This window comes from Methylomonas sp. 2F7 (genome assembly GCF_057126975.1).
The window spans coordinates 486600-505433 of the sequence record NZ_CP195203.1 but is presented as its reverse complement, the minus strand read 5'-3'; the positions used below and the strand labels follow the sequence as shown (position 1 = coordinate 505433).

Annotated in this window: 15 protein-coding genes; 2 read left to right on the top strand and 13 right to left on the bottom strand. The window is 53.2% G+C overall.

Features of this window, described 5'->3' with window-relative positions; genetic code table 11:
* Positions 1-69: 69 nt before the first annotated feature.
* The 13 genes from ACR64Q_RS02385 to ACR64Q_RS02325 form a co-directional block, all read right to left on the bottom strand.
* Positions 70-2436: an arylsulfatase gene (locus tag ACR64Q_RS02385; protein WP_313733468.1), complete on the bottom strand. Its 2367-nt coding sequence runs from the start codon at positions 2434-2436 to the stop codon at positions 70-72.
* Between the two features lie 304 nt (positions 2437-2740).
* A complete protein-coding gene (locus ACR64Q_RS02380) occupies positions 2741-3283 on the bottom strand; it encodes a DUF4136 domain-containing protein (protein WP_483823265.1) in 543 nt (180 codons plus the stop codon).
* 9 nt (positions 3284-3292) lie between these two features.
* Entirely contained in the window at positions 3293-3655 is a 363-nt protein-coding gene (locus ACR64Q_RS02375) for a SpoIIAA family protein (RefSeq protein WP_313733466.1), read from the bottom strand.
* Positions 3656-3744: 89 nt separating this feature from the next.
* Positions 3745-5679: an esterase/lipase family protein gene (locus tag ACR64Q_RS02370; protein WP_313733465.1), complete on the bottom strand. Its 1935-nt coding sequence runs from the start codon at positions 5677-5679 to the stop codon at positions 3745-3747.
* Between the two features lie 174 nt (positions 5680-5853).
* On the bottom strand, positions 5854-6627 hold the full coding sequence (locus ACR64Q_RS02365; RefSeq protein WP_313733464.1) for a DUF3313 family protein: 774 nt from the start codon (positions 6625-6627) through the stop codon (positions 5854-5856).
* An 82-nt stretch (positions 6628-6709) separates the two neighbouring features.
* Positions 6710-7129: a hypothetical protein gene (locus ACR64Q_RS02360; RefSeq protein WP_313733463.1), complete on the bottom strand. Its 420-nt coding sequence runs from the start codon at positions 7127-7129 to the stop codon at positions 6710-6712.
* Between the two features lie 104 nt (positions 7130-7233).
* Positions 7234-8202: a DUF2950 domain-containing protein gene (locus ACR64Q_RS02355; protein WP_313733462.1), complete on the bottom strand. Its 969-nt coding sequence runs from the start codon at positions 8200-8202 to the stop codon at positions 7234-7236.
* Between the two features lie 116 nt (positions 8203-8318).
* A complete protein-coding gene (locus ACR64Q_RS02350) occupies positions 8319-10016 on the bottom strand; it encodes a DUF3300 domain-containing protein (RefSeq protein ID WP_313733461.1) in 1698 nt (565 codons plus the stop codon).
* A 204-nt stretch (positions 10017-10220) separates the two neighbouring features.
* Positions 10221-10553: a putative quinol monooxygenase gene (locus ACR64Q_RS02345; protein WP_313733460.1), complete on the bottom strand. Its 333-nt coding sequence runs from the start codon at positions 10551-10553 to the stop codon at positions 10221-10223.
* 157 nt (positions 10554-10710) lie between these two features.
* Positions 10711-12687 (bottom strand): sigma-54-dependent Fis family transcriptional regulator, encoded by a 1977-nt coding sequence (locus tag ACR64Q_RS02340; RefSeq protein ID WP_313733459.1) that lies wholly within the window; start codon positions 12685-12687, stop codon positions 10711-10713.
* A 206-nt stretch (positions 12688-12893) separates the two neighbouring features.
* A complete protein-coding gene (locus tag ACR64Q_RS02335; protein ID WP_313733458.1) occupies positions 12894-14084 on the bottom strand; it encodes a hypothetical protein in 1191 nt (396 codons plus the stop codon).
* Between the two features lie 36 nt (positions 14085-14120).
* On the bottom strand, positions 14121-15539 hold the full coding sequence (locus tag ACR64Q_RS02330) for a DUF2252 domain-containing protein (protein WP_313733457.1): 1419 nt from the start codon (positions 15537-15539) through the stop codon (positions 14121-14123).
* A gap of 178 nt (positions 15540-15717) precedes the next feature.
* Positions 15718-17022 carry an esterase/lipase family protein gene (locus ACR64Q_RS02325; RefSeq protein ID WP_313733456.1) on the bottom strand — a complete coding sequence of 435 codons (1305 nt, stop codon included), beginning with the start codon at positions 17020-17022 and terminating at the stop codon, positions 15718-15720.
* A 748-nt stretch (positions 17023-17770) separates the two neighbouring features.
* On the opposite strand from ACR64Q_RS02325, the gene ACR64Q_RS02320 reads away from it, so the two are divergent.
* Together ACR64Q_RS02320 and ACR64Q_RS02315 are read left to right on the top strand one after the other, a co-directional pair.
* Entirely contained in the window at positions 17771-18088 is a 318-nt protein-coding gene (locus ACR64Q_RS02320) for a hypothetical protein (RefSeq protein ID WP_313733454.1), read from the top strand.
* 129 nt (positions 18089-18217) lie between these two features.
* Positions 18218-18694: a NifB/NifX family molybdenum-iron cluster-binding protein gene (locus ACR64Q_RS02315; protein ID WP_313733453.1), complete on the top strand. Its 477-nt coding sequence runs from the start codon at positions 18218-18220 to the stop codon at positions 18692-18694.
* Positions 18695-18834 lie beyond the last annotated feature (140 nt).

Here is an 18834-nt window from a genome sequence, read left to right as displayed (position 1 = left end):
AGTTTAAGCTCCATGAATCATTCAATAACTTCGGAGTAGGCGCGCAAACACACACCTACTCCGAGCCGTTTATTTCACGTCGATGGTGACTTTCTCGATCTTGCCGGTAAAGCGGGTCTTAGCGCCCTCGCCGATTCCGGCCACGACCGGCGTAGCGTCGTCTATGCCGACATCCGCGGTTTCGTCGGCGGAGAAGGCCATCGGCTGGGTTTTATCGATACGGCCTTCGGCCAGTTTGCGGCCATCGACCGACAAGGTACCGTTACCGCCCTTACCAAAACCGCCACCGTCATAGGCGAACTCGAACACCAGCTTTTTTTTGCCTTTCGGCAGAGCTTCCGCTGAACTGATGGTGTATTGGTTCTGGTTCAGGAAGTTATAGGTGTAAGCCGGTTTCCCGTCCTTCAGATACAAGCACCAACCGCCGAAACGGCCGCCTTGCGCCAGTACCACGCCGTTGGCCCCGCCTTCCGGAATATCGAGCTCGGCAGTGATGGTTTTGGACTTGTTTTTGACGTTGATGAACACGTTTTCGCTCATGCCGCTCATGCCTTCGGCCAGGGTCAGCGAGGTGCGGCCCGCCATCAGGTCGGGACGCTGCACAAGATCCGCATTGAGGCGCTCAAGAGTCCGATCGTCGATCGGCAGCACGTTGTTTTTTTTGGCCTCTTTCAGGAACAAGGCTTGCAGTTCCTTGAGTTTCTTCGGATTCTGCGTCGCTAGATCGTGTGTCAGGCTAAAGTCGCTTTTGGTGTCGTACAACTCCCAAATATCGTCCGCCAACGGACGGCGTACTTGTTGCTCCCAGGGAGCTCGGTGAATGGTGCGGGCAAACCAACCTTCATGATAGATGGCCCGGTTTCCCATGATCTCGAAGTACTGGGTGGTATGGCGCTCTTTGGCTTTGGCATCGTCGAAGCTGTAAAGCATGCTGACACCGTCCATCGGCCGCTGTTTGACGCCGTTGACGATTTTAGGTTCGGGCAGGCCGGCCGCTTCGAGGATGGTCGGTGCAATGTCGATCACGTGATGGAACTGGGTACGTTGTTCGCCCTTGGTCTTGATGCCTTTCGGCCAGCGTACCGCCATGCCGACCTTGGTGCCACCGTGATCCGACGCCACCTGTTTGGTCCATTGATACGGGGTATCCAGCGCCACCGCCCAGCCAGCGGACATGTGCGGATAGGTTTCCGGTCCGCCCCACTGATCCAGATGCTTGAGCATGTCGGCGACCTGTTCCGGAACCCCGTTGAAGTAGGTGTATTCGTTGAACATGCCGTTGCGGCCACCTTCGGCGCTGGTGCCGTTGTCGCCGTAGACGAACAGCACCAAGGTGTTATCGAGTTGGCCTATGTCTTCGATGGCCTTGATCAGCCGGCCGATTTCATGATCGGTCATATCGATAAAGCCGGCAAATACCTCCATCTGCCGCGCATACAAGCGTTTTTCGTCGGCCGACAGCGTATCCCAGGCCGGAATTGCCTCCGGTCTAGGCGCCAGCTGGGTACCCGCCGGCACTACGCCACGTTCGATTTGTCTAGCCAAAACTTCTTCGCGCAGTTTGTCCCAACCCTGATCGAATTTACCTTGCCAACGCGCTATCCAATCCTTGGGCACGTGATGCGGCGCGTGCACGGCCCCAGGGGCGAAATAGGTAAAAAAAGGTCTGTCCGGCGTCAGGGCCTTTTGATACTTGATCCAGGACACGGCCTGATCGGTCATGTCGGTCATGAAATGGTAGTTGGGGTCGTTCGGCAACTCGACCTGTTTGGTGCCGTCATAAATGAACGGCGCCCATTGATTGGTTTCGCCGCCCAGAAAGCCGTAAAACTTGTCGAAACCCTGCCGGGTCGGCCAGCGATCAAAAGGCCCTGCCATGCTGGCTTCCCAGGCGGCCGTTTCGTGCCATTTGCCAAATGCCGCAGTCGCATAACCGTTGAGGCGCAACATTTCTGCGACCGGTGCGACGCTATTGGGAATCTGGCCGGTATTGCCGGGAAACTGAGTACCCATCTCGATGATCCCGCCCATGTTGTTGACATGGTGGTTACGCCCACTCTTGATGGAGGCACGGGTCGGCGAACAAAGTGCGTTGGTGTGAAAGTTGTTATAACGCAAACCCTCGTTGGCGATTTGCTCGAAGGTGGGAGTGGTCACCGGTCCGCCGAAGCTGCTGCTACCAGCAAAACCCAGGTCGTCCAGCAATACCAGCAACACATTCGGCGCGCCGGCCGGCGCTTTCACCTGGAAACGTGGCGGCGCCTTGGCGTTGCGCACGTCGAGTTCGCTGTTCGGACTGGGCTGAGGTTCCGAGATGGGCAATACAGTACGATCAAAACCTTCGGTTGGTTTGGTTTGGTTTTTGGCAACGGCGATTTCGCAGTTGGTCAGCATCACAGCCGACAAACCGACCATCGCAAAGACATGCTGTCTCATAATTTCGCTCTCTGGTGAATAATAAAATTTAGGCAACCGATTTACAGTCGAATCCGGCCTGGATTGTTCAATAAATCTTGCACCGAGCTCCAACGCGAGCCGTGACTCCACATCACTTACAAACGCAGAATTCGTGCCGCTTTCCGTAATAATTGCACCCGTCGGGCTAATCCTTGCTATTCAAGTGGTTACTGTGAAATTAGAAAAATAAGCCGCGGACACCTCCGAGACATGCCCACGAAATATCGGAGTTTCTCCGAAATAACGAAAAACCTGTAAGAATCGCTCAGCGAGGCTAGCTTCGTTACTCGGCGCCTTGCGATCGCGGATAACCGGCCACGATTTTTTCCACCGCTTCCTTGATCTTGGCGGCATTAGACTTGGGATCGCCTACGGTTCCCGTGGCAATGCCACGGAACACCAATTTCCGGGTTTTGGAATCGACAAAATCGAGTATTAAGGTTCCCTCGGTGTATTGAGACACCTCGGTATATTGCGGTCCACCGGCCCACGCACCATAGCGCCCGTATCGATAAGGCCCTCCGGCACTCGATTGACTGATGCTCAATTTGTCCTTGGTGGCGATATGCCGCACGATATGCAAATCGCCATTTTCACGGGCTTCCACAACGCCCCTGGCCGCAAGCCGATTGCGCAGGGTTTCTGTTAAGGCCGTTTCGCTGGATGGCGACAAGCCTATCGATTCGTCATTTAGCACCAGGGTATAGCTACGGTATTGCGCAAAAGCTATCGATTGATCGTAGTCCGTTTTCACTGACACACTAGAACAAGCGGCCAGAAAAAAAACGCCGAGGACGGGTAAATATCGATTGAATGACGTTGGCATGCTGATAACCTAATATTCTTTCAACCAAGCCTGCGCTTTATCGAGCTCATCTGGCTCGAAGTATTCGATCGCAAACTCCCTAAAGCCTTGCCCGGTAAACATCAGTGCCAGTTCTTCCCATTGCTTGTCGCCGACCAAGGCCATTTTGTTGATATACGGGTCGCTTTTAGTTTGAAAGGATACATCGTCCCAATCTCCTTCCTTTGCCCAGCCCTGAAAATCCTCGTAGATAATCAAAACGCGGATACCGCCTTCGCGGCCTATGATGCCAAATGCCTCTTGCTGCAAGGCGGTTAATTCGGCGTGGGTCAATTTTCCCGTGATTTTGACGGTCACAATACCGTCAAATTGACTGATGATTTCCGCGCTCATACGTTTGCCTTTGGTTGATTGTATTGGATGAATTCTGTAATCGATTTTTATCCCGAATCGACAACGCCGATTGCCCAACGGCGCGCGCGTCAGGTTGTCGGCATTGAAAGCGTCGCCAAATGCTCCACCAAAATCCTGCGCACCTCTTCGACGACCTCCGGTTGCCCCTGGCAGGAGTGATTCCAGCGTACCACTTTTTCCGAGATCGCCTCGTCGATATGCGCACTCTGGTAAGCCACCACGCCGTCATCTCCCACTTCCTTCGGACCATCGCCATCTACGGCGATGATCGAATGCGCCGGAACGGCGGTGACCGGAATCGAGGCCAATGCCTGCAAGCCGGGATTGTTGGGATTCATGTTATCAGCCGCTGTCGGCGGTCTGCGCAATTTGGCCAGTAACTTTTCGTCGCCGCTGGCTGCGGCCGCCTGGGCAAAACCACGCAACATGGTCTGTGGCAGCGTGACCAGTTTGGCGACCAGGCCAGTTACCCACTCGGACGCGGCGGCCATGGCGCCGTGTTGCGGCGTGGCGATGAACACGACCCTTTTTACAAATGGCAAAGGTTTAAAGAATAGAGAACGTTTCAGCAGCGACTCTACATCGGGGCCGACTTTGATATTCTCGAAGGGAGTATCGCTAACCAGGTTCCAAAACCGGTCGCCGCTGTCGATCGCCGTCAGCTTGGTCAACAAACCACCCTGGCTATGACCTATGACTACCATCTGTTGCAGTGCCGCATCCTTGCCTTCGGGATCGAATTCATTTACGGTTTTTTCTAAAGCACCGCGTAGGACACTGGCTGAAAAGTTGATCGGATTGGCGGAATCGTAGATAAACACCCACACCTGATACTTTTCGCGGATTAATGGATCGCCTTCTAGTTCATTGATCATTTCGGCCCAGCGCAATGGACTGGAAGCCGTGCCATGCACCAACACCAAAGGAATCTTGCCTGGGCGATAAGGATAGATGGTGAACAAGCCATCCTTGGCTCGATCTTGGGGAATGGCTCCAGCAAAGAGTCCTCCCTTGATAAAATTGAGAATCTCCATGCTGTATAAGGGATTATCGTTGAGCCGATAAGCGTAAGCAGCGGTAGGATCGATCTCCAGAGGTTGTGAGCGGCCATCTACGCTAATCGTTTTGGAGTGATCATTGGCATACAACTCGAGTTGGCCTTTGATTTGCCCGTTCGCCAGGGCGGACCTGGCGTGATTCAAGCGCGCGAGCAAGGTCACGGGTACTTTCGTTTGCGGTCCCAAGCGGTCGGCCCCCGCTACGTTGGCTGAGGAATGCTCTTTGGAAATGCTGGCCGCAAGCGTGGAACCCAGCCCAGGGCTACGGTATCGATTCCTGAATCCTTGAATTTCCAGGAAAGCCGTCGAGATAAAATGTTCGAGATTGTAGCCGCCCCAAGACAGGCCGCTTTCATCCATAGCCAATTCCAATGTGCCGAAAGGCAAGGGATAGATTCCCGGCTTTATTTGGACTTCGACTTCATCCGACTGATTGGCGTCCGGGCTAGCCAAGCCTTGCGCAAGCGCATGATTGTAAAGATCATAGCTTAAGCGGTAGCGCGGGTCGGAAGGCTCAAACTGAATCGTTTGACTATCCCCCGGAGACAACAGCGACCAAGCATACACTGCGGCGGCCAGAAAATAGGCACGATCATCCGTTTTTTGACCATGCAGCAAGGACAACTCCGCCAAGGCGAACAATTTGTCCTCGTCGCCGCTGGGTTTAAGCTCGGCGTGAAGGTCCGCCAACACTTTTTCCGGTTCGTCTTCGAACCTATTCATCAGTCCATTGCGTCTGAGCACCATTTTTGACGCTTCGGAAGGACTTCCCGATGATAAGGCGTTCTCGGTATTCAAGCGATAACCGGTCTGAATATCAACCGGTGCTATACCCACCGGCGTGGCGCAGCCCTGAATCAACAAAGCGGCAAAAACCAATGCGGTAACTTTTAAAAACCCAGTCGGTAAATGCGCGATAGCGGGTTGGATACTTGTTTTAATCATGAAAATGTACGGCTAATAATTATCGGAAAAAGAAATTTTTATATTTAACGTGAACATTCTTCATCGATTTTTTTCAACTTCCATTCCTTAAATACCTCAACCAAATACCATACCAACCGCCATGCTTAGCCGAGGCAAAGCACCCCTAGCACGAGTGGGAGGGTGGCATCGCTATCAAAACGGCCTTATCGTAAAAGGTGTCGGATCGGTCACCATTTCACCCGGTTTACGGTTGGCGATCTGCACGAATTGCTCGGCCCAACGATCCATGATGCCTTTGGCTGGCCCATACCAAGTCAGACGCGTCAAGTCTATCGGGCCGGCATCCTGCATATCGCGGTCGGCAAATGTCGCCACCACTTCGCCGGTTTGCACGTCGCGCAAGCGCGCTTCGAACGCGGCCCGACGCTGGTTGATGACGCCTGCCGCAGTTCCGGTACCCGGAGGCCCGGCCCAGCTCAGCGCGTGCAGCATGGATTGGGAAGGCATGACTTCGATCAGTGCGATCTCCAACTGCAAGGCCGGGAAGCGATGTTGGTTGGCATAGTCGATCAAAATAAAGCGATGATTAGGGTCTTCCCTGAATTTTTTGATGACTTGCTGGCGAAAATACACCGCCAGTTCTTCGGTATCTTTTTTGACGTCACCAAGGATATTGGCGGAGCTAAGGCTATGCAGCCAATCCATTTTTTCCATGTATTGGGTATTGACCGGGGTCACGATCAGTTCGCGATAGTTCGATTTGTCGAAGCCGGGTTTGATCCAGACTTTCTGAAACGGTAAATCGGCGCGTTTGCTTTGTCGCTCGGGGTGTTCGATAAAGCCGGCATCGGGCGCGGGTTCCACGACATTAGCCTTGATGTCGTTGGTGCCGCTACGAACCGTGCTGCAACCGGTCAAAACTATTGATATTGCTATAGCAAGACAATTTAATTTATTCAAATTCATATGTTTTCCCGTAATTATTTGACCGTGGCAATAACAATTCGCCCTCTAATCATTTTGCTGGCTAAACGTTGAACATCAAGGATTACTGAACAAACCCTTTGCCTGCCATGCACGCATTGAATGCTTGGTTATAGGCATCGGTTGCAGTACCTTGTTGTTGCTGATATTGGCGGCGTTGTTTGGCGGCTCCGGCGGCGGCGCCCATCTTGGCCGCATCCTGCATCTGGTTGCGGGTATATTCCTCCGCTACCTCATCGGACACATTGCCGTATTGGTTGGCCTTGCTCTTACCTTTGGCGGCACCCGCCAAAGCCCCGGCCGCCGCGCCCTTGGCACGCCCGCCTTGCGGTTGTTGGGTAGGGGCCGATGCGCCGGCTTGCTGTTGGGCGATACTCTGACACTCGGCTTGAGCTTGCCCATAGGGAACCTGGGCCTGCGCCAGACCCGCCAACGCGATACCACGCACACCGACGCCCAGCCGAATAAAGTTTGGATTTAACATGGTTTATCTCGTCCTCTATTAAAATTTAAAATCGCCATAGAGCCTGGATGCCGAAAGCTTCCTGACCTTGCCGGGAAAGCTGCGACAACCAGAACCAAAGTGACTTATTCCTGCGCCTGAAATGGCTGCCAGGTCGAATCGGGGTTGTATTCCTTCAAACTCTCCACAAGCTCGGCGGTTTTAGGACCCCAATCTTTTTGATAAACCTTACCCTGATGATTGACGACGAAAGTCATGATGCCGGATGAGCCATATTGAGCCGGAAAGGCGACCAAGCCGAAGCCGGCGATCATGTTGCCGTTGATGAGGTAGTCGTACTTGCCGCCAGGCGCAGCCGCACCTTGTCGGGTCAGTATGCGGTAGTAATAGCCGTGAAACGGGGCAGGTTGTTCGGTTGCTTCCGGGGCCTGGTAACCTTCGGCTTTGGCTTGCGCAAACAGCGGCCCGAGCGGGCTTTGCGGCTGGCCTTCCCCGGCCTCCCAGAACAGGCCATCGAATTTACCCGGATCGCTGCTAAATTTTTGCGCGTATTCCGATACACCGTCATCGTCCCTATCCAGATTGGCATACTCGAATTGGGCTTCGACATAGCCGCGCATCGCCGCGACCGTGCTGAGCTCGTTGCGGCCGATACGCCGATTCAAAATTTCCTGGCGGCCTTGAGCGGCATCGAATTGCCAGCTTTCGCCTGTTTTGACGAGCGGAATCGGAAAGGGCCAATCGTTGTTGCCGACATGCAGGACGGCTTTGTCTTCGCCCAAGGTTTCCATGCGCGTTTTTTCCCGAGCCAAGCCGACAAATTCCGCACGGTTATTGTTATCTTGAACTTCATCGCCTGACGATAGCAACTGCTCTTCCTGGTTGCCGAACAACGCTGTCAGCTGAGCGGTATCCTGGTTGGTAAGGGCTTCCAGCAACGCCTTGACGGCTTCGTCGGGCGTGGAAAAACTCTTGATCGCGGCAGCATTCGCCACGACAGGCGCGGCCGCTACCGGAGTCTGTGTTTCTGCTTGAGCGAATAATGGCGCTGAAATTAGGGTCGCCAGCAAAATGTGTGTGGTTTTGCGATTCATGGAGAAAACCTCGGTCTGGAAAGCTTGAGTGAAATCGGCGGATATTGGCTTGCGGACGCTTAACGAATCAGACTCCAAACTACCCAGCCCATTAAAAATGCTTGTGAACGGATTCATCATCGACGTCTGCCGCCTCCGCCTTGAAAGCCAGCGGCGGTTCGCTGACTTCCGGCACTCACCGAGCGTTGCATGCTGGAAGCGCCACGCTGGCTAAAGCTCTGAGTGGCGCTGGTGTTACGCGGCATGTCAAACGCATTCGGCCTGGCCGCTTGCGTAGCTTGCTGGGCACGCGGCAACTGGTTTTGCGCCGGCTTGGTAAATCCGCCGCTAGCGGCTAAGCCACGACTGTTGGCTCCGCGTTGACTTTGCAGTTGCGATGCTTGGCCTGGGGTTCTTAGCCCATGCAAGGCATTTTCACCAGCTGTTTGCCCTCTGTTGATTGTTGGCCTGTTAGGCGCTGCCTTGGGCAGAGGTTGGGGCTGGGGCTTAGCGACCGGTTTTTGCGCCAGCTGCTGTTGAATGTCCGTGCTGGAAGGCCGCCGCTCGGCGGGCAAGGTTCCTACCGAGGTTCGCTGCCCGGCCTCGCCAAAGCCGCGGGTCGACGCCGGCAAGGTTTGCGCCGTGCCAAGCCTTTGCCCTGCTAAAGCCGGTTGCTGGATTTGCCCCAAGCGTTGCTGCGCCGCCTTGGGATAGGGCTGTCCCCGTCTGTGTCGTGGGTCGGCTTGCCAACCGGCTGGCAGTTGGGAGGGCTGCAAATTATTCTGACTGAAATAACCGTTGCGATCGACATTGATCTCGTTGCCGGAGATATTGATATTTTTGTTGTAATTGACGTTACCGCGATCGCCGTAATACGCCCTGCTACCGTAATATCCGCCACCGCCATGCCAACAATTACCACTGTGGCAAACAGTATTGCCGTAGTAATGACCGACGTAATCATGATTGTCATCGGCCCATTCCATGATCCCCCAGGTCAACAACCCGCCTACCACCGCACCGGTCGCAAAGTTCATCCACCCGTCATTGCTGGAGCTGGTGGTAGTGGTTGGCGGATAGTAGCTGGGGTAATAGCTCGGCGCGGCAGCATTAACATTAACAACTGTTGCGGGTGGCTGAGCCAGCGGCGCTTGGTAAACCACTTCCGGTTTATATTGCGGCACATAAACCGTATCGGCTTTCGCGGGCTTGATGCTGATCTTTTCCGTGGACAGGTTGTTGTTGGCAACTTTCTCGGTGCTGACTTTCTGCTCCGGGGTATCTTTCAAAAATCCGGCATCCTTGGCACGCTTGCGCAAGGCTTGTATCGATGCCATGACCTCGCCGGGTTTGGCCAGAAAGGCATCGCCGAGTTGCGTGGTCCAGTCCAGATGATCGTTCATCATCTTGATCACTATTGGCACGCTGGCCAGCCGCATGATGCTGGCATCCCAATCCTTGCTATTGAGTGTGGCCAGATCGGGTTTGGTCTCCAGCCACCTGGCTGCCTGCACTACCTCGAACGGATAGGTTGAAGCCACCAATAGCTCTGCCAGCAATGGGTCCGGATACAACGCAATCGGCGCCACCAGCGATTCCAGATCCGTCAGCGGTTTGGCTGGTGGCGCGACGACTGTCGCCGGCGGCGGTGGCGTCGGCTCGCTCTGCACAACCGGCGTTTCGGGAGGGGGCTGAACTTTGTTGGCTGGCGGCTCTTCCTTGTTGCAAGCCGCAGGCAACATCGCCAAGGCTATCAACATGGCTCGCAACAGAATGCCATTGCGCCTATGGAAACCAGTATTTGCTTGCTCGGATTCGACGGTAATCGCTTTCATCTTGTCACTCTTGGGTTTTTGTCGGCGGCATTGCCGACGGCAACGAATGGGGTTCTTGCATCTAGGGTTTTAGCCGCATGAAAACGGCCGAAAAAGTGGAGAATTCCTCGCCACCGCCCCCATCCATCCTCTGTGGCGGCCGCCCGTAGTTCAATATCGCCATCGGAGGAAATACGATATGCCATCATTCGAGGCTGTGGCCTGTCAGACATTGTCATGACCTCGAACCTGCTCGGCAAAACCGAGTCCATAGGTTTGACTGATGAAGCGAAACTCACAGGATGGCGGTTCGCTGGATAATTCCATCAAGGCAGCCAACTGACTGAAATGATGAGAAGCAATCATGTGGCGCAATTCTGTTTCAGACTCCCAAACTTCGTCATAACAAAGGTAACGAGGCTGAGCCACGTTTTTGTAGACTTCGACATTCACACATCCCTGCAACATACGCGCGCTTTTTGCCAGCGCCTGCAATGCCGCAGTCATGCTGCGAGTTTGATTGGGCCGCGCCCTGAGTATGACGTGTAATTCGATCATGGCGTATTCGATGCAGAATATGAGCCATTTTGAAATCAAACCAAATGAGATAGAAAAACTAATGAAGAAACGGCCACTTACAAGAAATACAGAGGAAGATTTCCAGCTTTTTTTTCGCCCATGCCCTCCGAAATATCGTGGTTAACCCGAAATATTACTAACCGGAACTTGGCCGCCGTATGTCCAACTTGGTCATACGACTCTCCAGCGTGTTGGGATTGAGTCCCAGAATTGCGGCAGCGCCACCTTGACCACGCACTCGCCAACCACAAGCCTCCAGTACGTGGGTTATATGCTGGCGTTCGACTTCTTCCAGCGAAGCCAGACTGGATGACGAGGGCATTGAGACAGTGCCCAAGCCATCGATTGGCAAAGCAATTTTGAGAATAGGGCTTTTAGCCAGAATAACGGCACGTTCGATAACATTCCGTAATTCTCGAATATTGCCGGGCCAGTCATAAAGGCACAAACCCTGCAAACTATTTTTATCCACCGCAACGATATTTTTATCCATACCGGCGGCAAATTCCTGGACGAAAGTCTCGACCAGTTTGGGTATGTCTTCCCGTCTCTCACGCAACGGAGGCAACTGAATAGGGAAAACATTCAAGCGATAGTAAAGATCTTCGCGGAAACGGCCTTCGGCGACTTCTTGAGACAAATTGCGGTTGGTGGCCGCGATGATCCTAACATCGACTGTGATGGGTTTTGGATTACCAAGACGCTCGAATTTTTTTTCCTGTAACACGCGCAATAGCTTGGCCTGAGCATCCAGGGGCAATTCGCCGACTTCATCAAGAAACAAGGTCGAGCCGTTGGCCAGTTCGAAACGGCCCACTTGCTTGGATAGCGCACCGGTAAATGCGCCTTTTTCGCGACCGAACAGTTCGCTTTCGATCAATGCGGCAGGAATGGCTGCACAGTTGACTTGAATCATAGACCGGTTTTTGCGTGGACTGGCTTCGTGGATGGCCAGCGCCAACAACTCTTTCCCGGTGCCGGTTTCCCCGCTGATCAGCACCGAAGCCGGCGTTGCCGCTACCTGCTGCACCTGCTCCAGGATACGCCGTATTGCCTGGCAACCATTGACGATTTTTGAGCCCTTGCGATCGGCAATTTCATGACGCAAATAAACATTCTCGTGCTGAATCCTTTCTTGCAAGTTATGAATTTCTTCCAGCGCGGCCTTGAGTTCGTCGTTGGCGCGCCGTTTCTCGGTTATATTCAAACTGGCGCCCATGATGCGTTCGGGCTGACCGGAATCACTGAATTGACATTTGCCGGTAACGCAGATCCAATATTCGCTACCATCGGCATGAACCACCCGATACTCTTCCTTAAATGAGCCGCCTTTTCGAAACACCTGTTCAACCGCGTTTTTGATACGTTCACGATCATCGGGATGCAGGCAGACCAAAAAGCGTTGCATGTTCAGCGCATCATCTGGCGATACGCCATAGAGATTCCGGGCCTTATCCGTCGCCCAGATGGTATCCGATGCAATATTCCAAACCCAAAGCCCAACATCGGCTGCCTCGGATGCCAGCAGCATTTGTTCTTCCCGACTTTGCAGCTCATGCAAATGGTATTTGCGCTCCAAAGCATTGGCAAACACATCCGCGATCAGACCCAAACCTTGCATGACGTTAGGCTGCCATGGCCGTGGACGTGAGGATGCAAAGCCGATGCCGCCACGCAAATTTCCGCCAATTAGAATGGGAAACACTAGGTCGGCCCTGACGCCATGGCGAAGATAGGCCTCGCGATCCATCGCGGCTTCGGGCGGCAACTTCTCGACATCATGCATGACGAAGGGATTTCCGGCCAACAAAGTCTTGGCGAGATAGGGAGCTTCCGACATCAAGGAAGCGCCGACCCAAGGTTTAACGTCCGATTCTCTGACGTAGTGGTAGCGTGAGAAAAAATCTTGACCGTCCGCTGCTGACAAGCCCAAGCCAACAAGGCCCAAATCCAGGTTTTCAGCGATGCGGCGCAGACTTTCCTGAATGACCCCATCAACTTCATCGCAGGAAATTCGCACGAAATTGGCCGAAATTTCGGCCAGCAAGGACTGAAACAGCAAGTGCTGTTCCAGTTCGTTAACCACTATCGGGTGTTTATTTTGATTACTCACGGAAACCTACTTAGCTGATATTTGTAATTTTTATATTCAGCATGATCCTTAGATCAAAGTTAAGACTTATCAGCCATCTTAACTTTTTTCGCGCTTTGCTCCTCACCCTGCACGCGCTACCGCTTCGGCAATTGATGGGAAAAGCACCATGCGACAGGATACCCATCCCTCCCAGTATGAACGCATTGCAATGCAACGCCGTGCAATCACAACAAAATACCGATCAACCGCTTCACCAAGTCTTCCAGGGAAATGATCGTCAACAACAGCGGCAACAACGGCAACAGCGCCACCACCGCCAGTTGCATCACGGTTTGTTTGCCAAATGGGAACAATTGCATGGACTTTACCACGTCAAAACTGTTGTTCAAGTCCGCCAGAGACTGGATGTCGCCGCTGCCGATAAAGCTTTCCTCGCTATCGGCGCCGCCCCTAAGCCATTTGTTATCGAATTCGCGGACATAGCGACTGGCCAGCGCACCATAGCTTAGCAAGCCTTCGCGCCTGGCATTGGCCAGCGTAGAGGCAAACACGCACAAGGGCCCCAGCGCCAAAATCAACACAAAAACTACGGAGACGACGATTTCCAGTTTGAACGCCATGAGGTCAACCCCCTGGTACAAAATCCGTTCCGCTATCATCGCCGACAGCAAAGCTCCCTGAGCCAACAGAAAAGGCACGAAAGCCAGAGCGCTTTGGTCAAGAAAGCCCAAGCCGCCGGCCTTGTCCGGGTGTGTCGAGACCAAATACAGTTCCAAACGAGACACCGACCAGAGAAACCAGGCCCAAACGCCAATCCGAAACAGCCAACGCAGAAAAATAAATTGATAAACCGGCAAACTGACGTAAGCCAGCCAATACCCCGCGCTGGACAACTGTAATTTGGGTGTCATCCCAATCGCGTACCAAGTGCTGGTATTCAAGATGATCTGCTCGAAAAAAAGCCTATGCCCCAGCGTCAGCACCAAGATAACCAGGCCGATCTCGATCGACAACGAATTACGTAAGCGCAACGCCGATTGAATACAGGCGTCGAAACCCGCGCGATTCTCCGGCGTGATGATACCTCGGTCGATAAATTGCAGCACCACTGGCCGCAGCCGGCTGTGAACCACCCATTCGGTTAGCAGCAACAAGGGTAGAGCCACTAAAAAACGCACATGCATTTCCAGATCGTACAGAAAGGAAATCCGCACGGTTCCGCCGAGCGCTTGTCCGGACAACAGCGAAAGCATCAACGGCGGCAGCCAAGTCAGCAATACCAAGAACCATATCCTGCGTTTCAGCCAGCCCAAGCCATCGGTGGCTAAACGGCAGCGGACGAATAACTGGAATAACGGCCCGCCCTGTACCAGCGAAAAATCGCTCGCCCAATTTGTTTCCGCTTTCTCGGTCATCTTATCGCTCAATCCAAAACCCAAGTCTCGCGCCTATCATTCGTCTTCCTCGATTAGCGCTTTAATCCGCCCTGAGTTGAAGGCTTCCACCAGTGCGGCGTAATCGCGCTGGTTCTGATCCGCGTATGCAAGGGCAAACTCGCCAATCGCCTGGTCGAAGCGATCCGATTTACCCAGATAGCCGCTGATGGCCGCAGCATCGCCCGAGCGGGCATGCGCCCGCGCCAGGGTCCAACCGCACAGTTCGGCATAGATATTAAATTGTTGCAGCGTGGTGCCTTCTATCGGCAATGACATTTTCATGTCGCGCAGTTGGCGCACGAAGAAATCGCGACCGCGAGCCGACCTGGCCCAGCCCAGGAATATGTCGCTGGAGGACTGCATCAAGCGCTGCCCCACCACTACGCGTTGAGCGTGATTGTCGTAGCCGCTTTTGCCGGCATAGGGTTCCAGCACCGACGGGCAGGCCTCCTTGATTTGCAGTAACAGAGGATGGTTTTCGGCGGAGAAAAACAAGCCCAGCATGCAGCGGGTGCCGACACTGCCGATACCCACCACTTTCCCGGCAAAATCTTCCAGGCGATAACGTTCGAACAGCACCCGGCGCTCGTCGGCAAGCGACGCTTTATAGGCTTCCAAGCCTTCCTGAATCAGTTGCTCCGCCTCCTCATCCTGGATGTGAAACAGTACCGGCGGCTGATCGAGCAAACGGTGGCGACCGCCGACCGTCGCTGCAATCTTGGGCGCGAGTTGATCCCCGACCCTTTGTCTGGCTTTCTCGGCGATTTGTTCGCGCTTTTTCCGCAGCTTTTCATCGGGTGCCATCTCGATCAACGTCTTGGCATCCAAGCGGTCGTACCAGACTTCCAAGGGAGTCATCTTCGAATAGTCGCGCAGATGCTCGCGATAGGCTCGAACGCATTCGACAGCAACGGCCTGCGCGTCCTCGTCACTAAAACGTTGGTCGCGGACAGCGACCGCGAAACTGGTTGTCAGACGCTTGAGATCCCATTCCCAGGGGGCGGGTAAGGTTTCGTCGAAGTCGTTGATATCGAACACCAAGTTGCGCTCGGGGGTGGCGAACAAGCCGAAATTGAGCAAATGGCAATCGCCACAGGCTTGCACGCGCAAACCGGTAGTCGGCGTAGTGGCAAGATCGTAAGCCATCAGGCCGGCCGAGCCGCGCAGAAACGTGAAAGGACTGCGCAACATGCGTCCATAACGAATCGGCACCAATTCCGGCAAGCGGTCCCGGTTGGATTCTTCCAGGATGTCAATCGGATCGCGGCGTTTAGCTGGAGCCAGCCAAGCGGCGTGGCTGGTGCGCGGTGCTTTGTCGCGCAGCAATTTGCCGGCGGCAAGTCGCTCCTCGCGTGATTTAAATTCAATGTTGCCGGCAAGCGTTGCCTTCGAACTGGAACCTTCTTGCTTGGATTTCTTCTTGCTGCTGGCCATAAATAATTCCTTTTTTAATCGAGGAAAGGACTGTCTCTATATATAGCTCATTCTTAGTTAAATTTTCGATGCTACGGATAATAATGGGATGGGGCTGGGGCCCGGTTATAACGCCAGGGATGTCGTCATTCAGCGGTCATACGCTGTTCGCTCGGACAATGGCTGGCTGAACCCGCTTTCAACGCACACTATCCAGTAACCGATTAAGCTGGTTCGCCGTTTCCGGCGCATTGAGTATGCCCATGTGCGAGTGCGGATAACCGTAGATGCGATCGGCCTCTTCCTGAGCTTCCGCGCGTAACTCGCTGGCCAAACTCACGGTGCCGTCGCCGGCCTCGGTTTCGATGAATGAAAACAGCAAATGTTTCGACATCGTTTCCGGTAATTTGCGACGCTGACTATCCGCGCCTTCGCCGGTATAAAACAAGTCGTGCAGAAAACGGCTGCCAGGCGCCAAATCCTCCCAGGAATAAACCGGCGTGGGCGCATGATCCACGCCCAATTTTGCCGCCGCGTGGCCATTCCAGGGGGTGGAAATCGATACGAACAGCGGAATGGCCAAATGATTGACAGTTTCCAAATGTTTCAAGATGAAGCTGCGCGACACCAGGCCGCCCATGCTGTGCGCAATCACCGCCATTTTGTCGAATTGATACCGAGCCTGCAGTTGTTGCAGCATTTGATCGAGATAGCGGGCGACATTATCGATATAGGCACCCGAGGGATAATAAACCACCCATGGCTGATAACGGCTCCTGTCGAGATGACGAATCAGATAATCGAAATTGAGTGGCGTGCCGTTGATGCCGTGCACGAACAGCACCGGCATTTTTTGCGCGGAATAAGGTTCCAGAAAATAGATGCCGGCATTGCCTTCAATCAAAAAATCCAGGGGCTTCCAAAGGCTTTGTTCGGCGACTGCGTCGGCAAAACGCGGCTCGTCCAGTGCCGCGATGGCACCGACCTGGGCCACCTGGCCCAGCGAAATATCCAGCTGTTGCTTGGCGCTACGTACCTGCAACTTGGAAATATCCACTGGCGCTGCCGCGTTGGAACGGCCTTGCTCGGGTATGACTAAGTCGTTGCCGGTTTTGACTTCCCCCGCCCGACATTGAATCAACTCACCGCGAACCGGCGCAAAGACCGGTTCATCCAGCTGGTAGATCAAGTCGCCATTGACGTCCTTGAACGCTCCCAGCCGGTAATCGCCGGGCGCGGTCGAAAAATACCACTTGCCGGGACCATCGACGACAAAGTGATCGAATACGCTCCAGTTCTTGGGATTCCGGATGTCGGGCCCCGCGACCTTAAACAGCGCCACGATCATTTTTTTGCCATTATCAATTTCCGGTTTTACCGAGCCGTAGATTTGGCAATAACTGGCGATTTTTTCGTGCTGCTCTTGGACGGCGAACAATCCACAGCCGGACAGGAAACCGGCGATCAATAATAACATCGCCAGAAAACGATATTTTGGTTGCATGTTTTCCTCTCCTATGGGCTATGAAGTCAGTTCTCTGGCTTACGAGTTAGATCGAAAGTGTCGCTACAGCGCATTCAAACAATTACAGAAAACGCTTATATTACTCAAAAAACTTGTTGCCGCTTTTTTTGATTTTCCAAAAGGCGGCATTAGCTCGCACGAATGTGCGGTAGCCGTGGTTTTAATCCACCTGCTTAAGCTGGTAGTTGTTGAGTACTTGCGCGACATTTGATCTTCCACGACATGGCACGCACAATACCGTGGTGGACTGGGTATGTCTTGAAATTGCCCGTTCGTTGGATGCTGAAGGTGCTCGTTTAGTTATCAACGGTCGTATTCAGGCAAGTGTGCTGATGTGCTTGCAAGTTATCCGGATGAGGTCGCCAATCAATGGCTGCTTTGAGCGCTCCAGTCGGAGAATCTGGATTTGGCTGACTGGCCGGCTTTTGGAGTAACGCGGCCGACCGGTTAGGGGTCGTACGCCGTCAATCCTGACTGAGCAAGTTCGGCCAATTTGCACCTGCTGGAGTACTAACATTTCCAAGCGGATTGCGGCAGTTGATTGAGTGCAACCGCTGTCATTCAAACATCTACGGTTCAACAGGGTCTTATTTGTTACAAACGCAACATATACCCACAACTTTTTTCACTGATTAATCAATTACTTAAAAATTGGTGCGAAATATGAATTAAGCAAGCCATACAAAAATCGATGCTATGTTCGGTTACTCATTCTTTTACGGTGCTTATGTCTGAAATCATCCCGTTTCCCGTTCCCAACAACCAACAAAAATCAGATCTTGATGCGCTTATCGATGAAGCGTTAAAGGCCATCCCCAGGCAAGACCGAGAAAAGCTCAGGTTTGAGTTGCTCAAAACGATAGACGGCTACGATGCCTTTTTTTCTGAATGGTCCTTGAGTCTACCCGCGGATAGTAACGAAACTCTCAGGAAACAAATTTACGATATTGCGCATCAGGAACATGACCGAAAAATACAAATGCTGAAAGACATTATGCGACTAAAGATTAAAGTGCTGGTTGCGGAATACCAGCAACGCAAGTAACGCGGTTTGTGATTACCGCCCCGGCCCAATGGCTTCGGCAGAGCGCGGATTAAAACACCAAAGACCATCGATTTTAAGACCTAGCCTTAGTCGTCCTTTGGCCCAAATATTTTTATTGAGGAGTGTCATATGAATCAACTTGCCGATGTAAACAGTGTCGCGGAGCTTGAAGTCGACGCAGATAAGCTGATCGTGGCTTTTGCAAGTTCCGATGGGGAAATGGTCAATCAGCATTTCGGGTCATCCTTGGGATTTCATGTTTATGCTATTGATGGCACTACCGCTACGCCTTTGGCGGCCAAGTCGTTTGGTAAGGAACAACGTGACGGGAATGACGACAAACTAAAACCCAAGCTGGCCTGGTTAACCGGCTGCGATATGGTTTATTGCGGTTCTGTCGGCGGCACGGCGACCAATGAGTTGATCAAATTGGGCGCGCATCCTGTCATCGTTAAAGGCGGCCCCGACATTGAAGAAATCATCGCCGAGTTACAACAAGAGATTACCGGCCCCCTATCGCCGCTGCTGGAACGCATTTTTAAACAAAAAACCGCTAAAGATAACAGCCGTTTCGCGGAGATGGCTGACGAAGAATGGGCTGAATAAGGATGCCCCGCAATTTTGCCTAAATGCAATCCAAGCATTCACCTTACAACTCGGCCTTCTCTTTGATCGGTTTCGCTAGCCGATACTGAGGAGGCTCACTTCACATACTGCGGAATCCGGTTCGTCAGCCTACCGCCTGC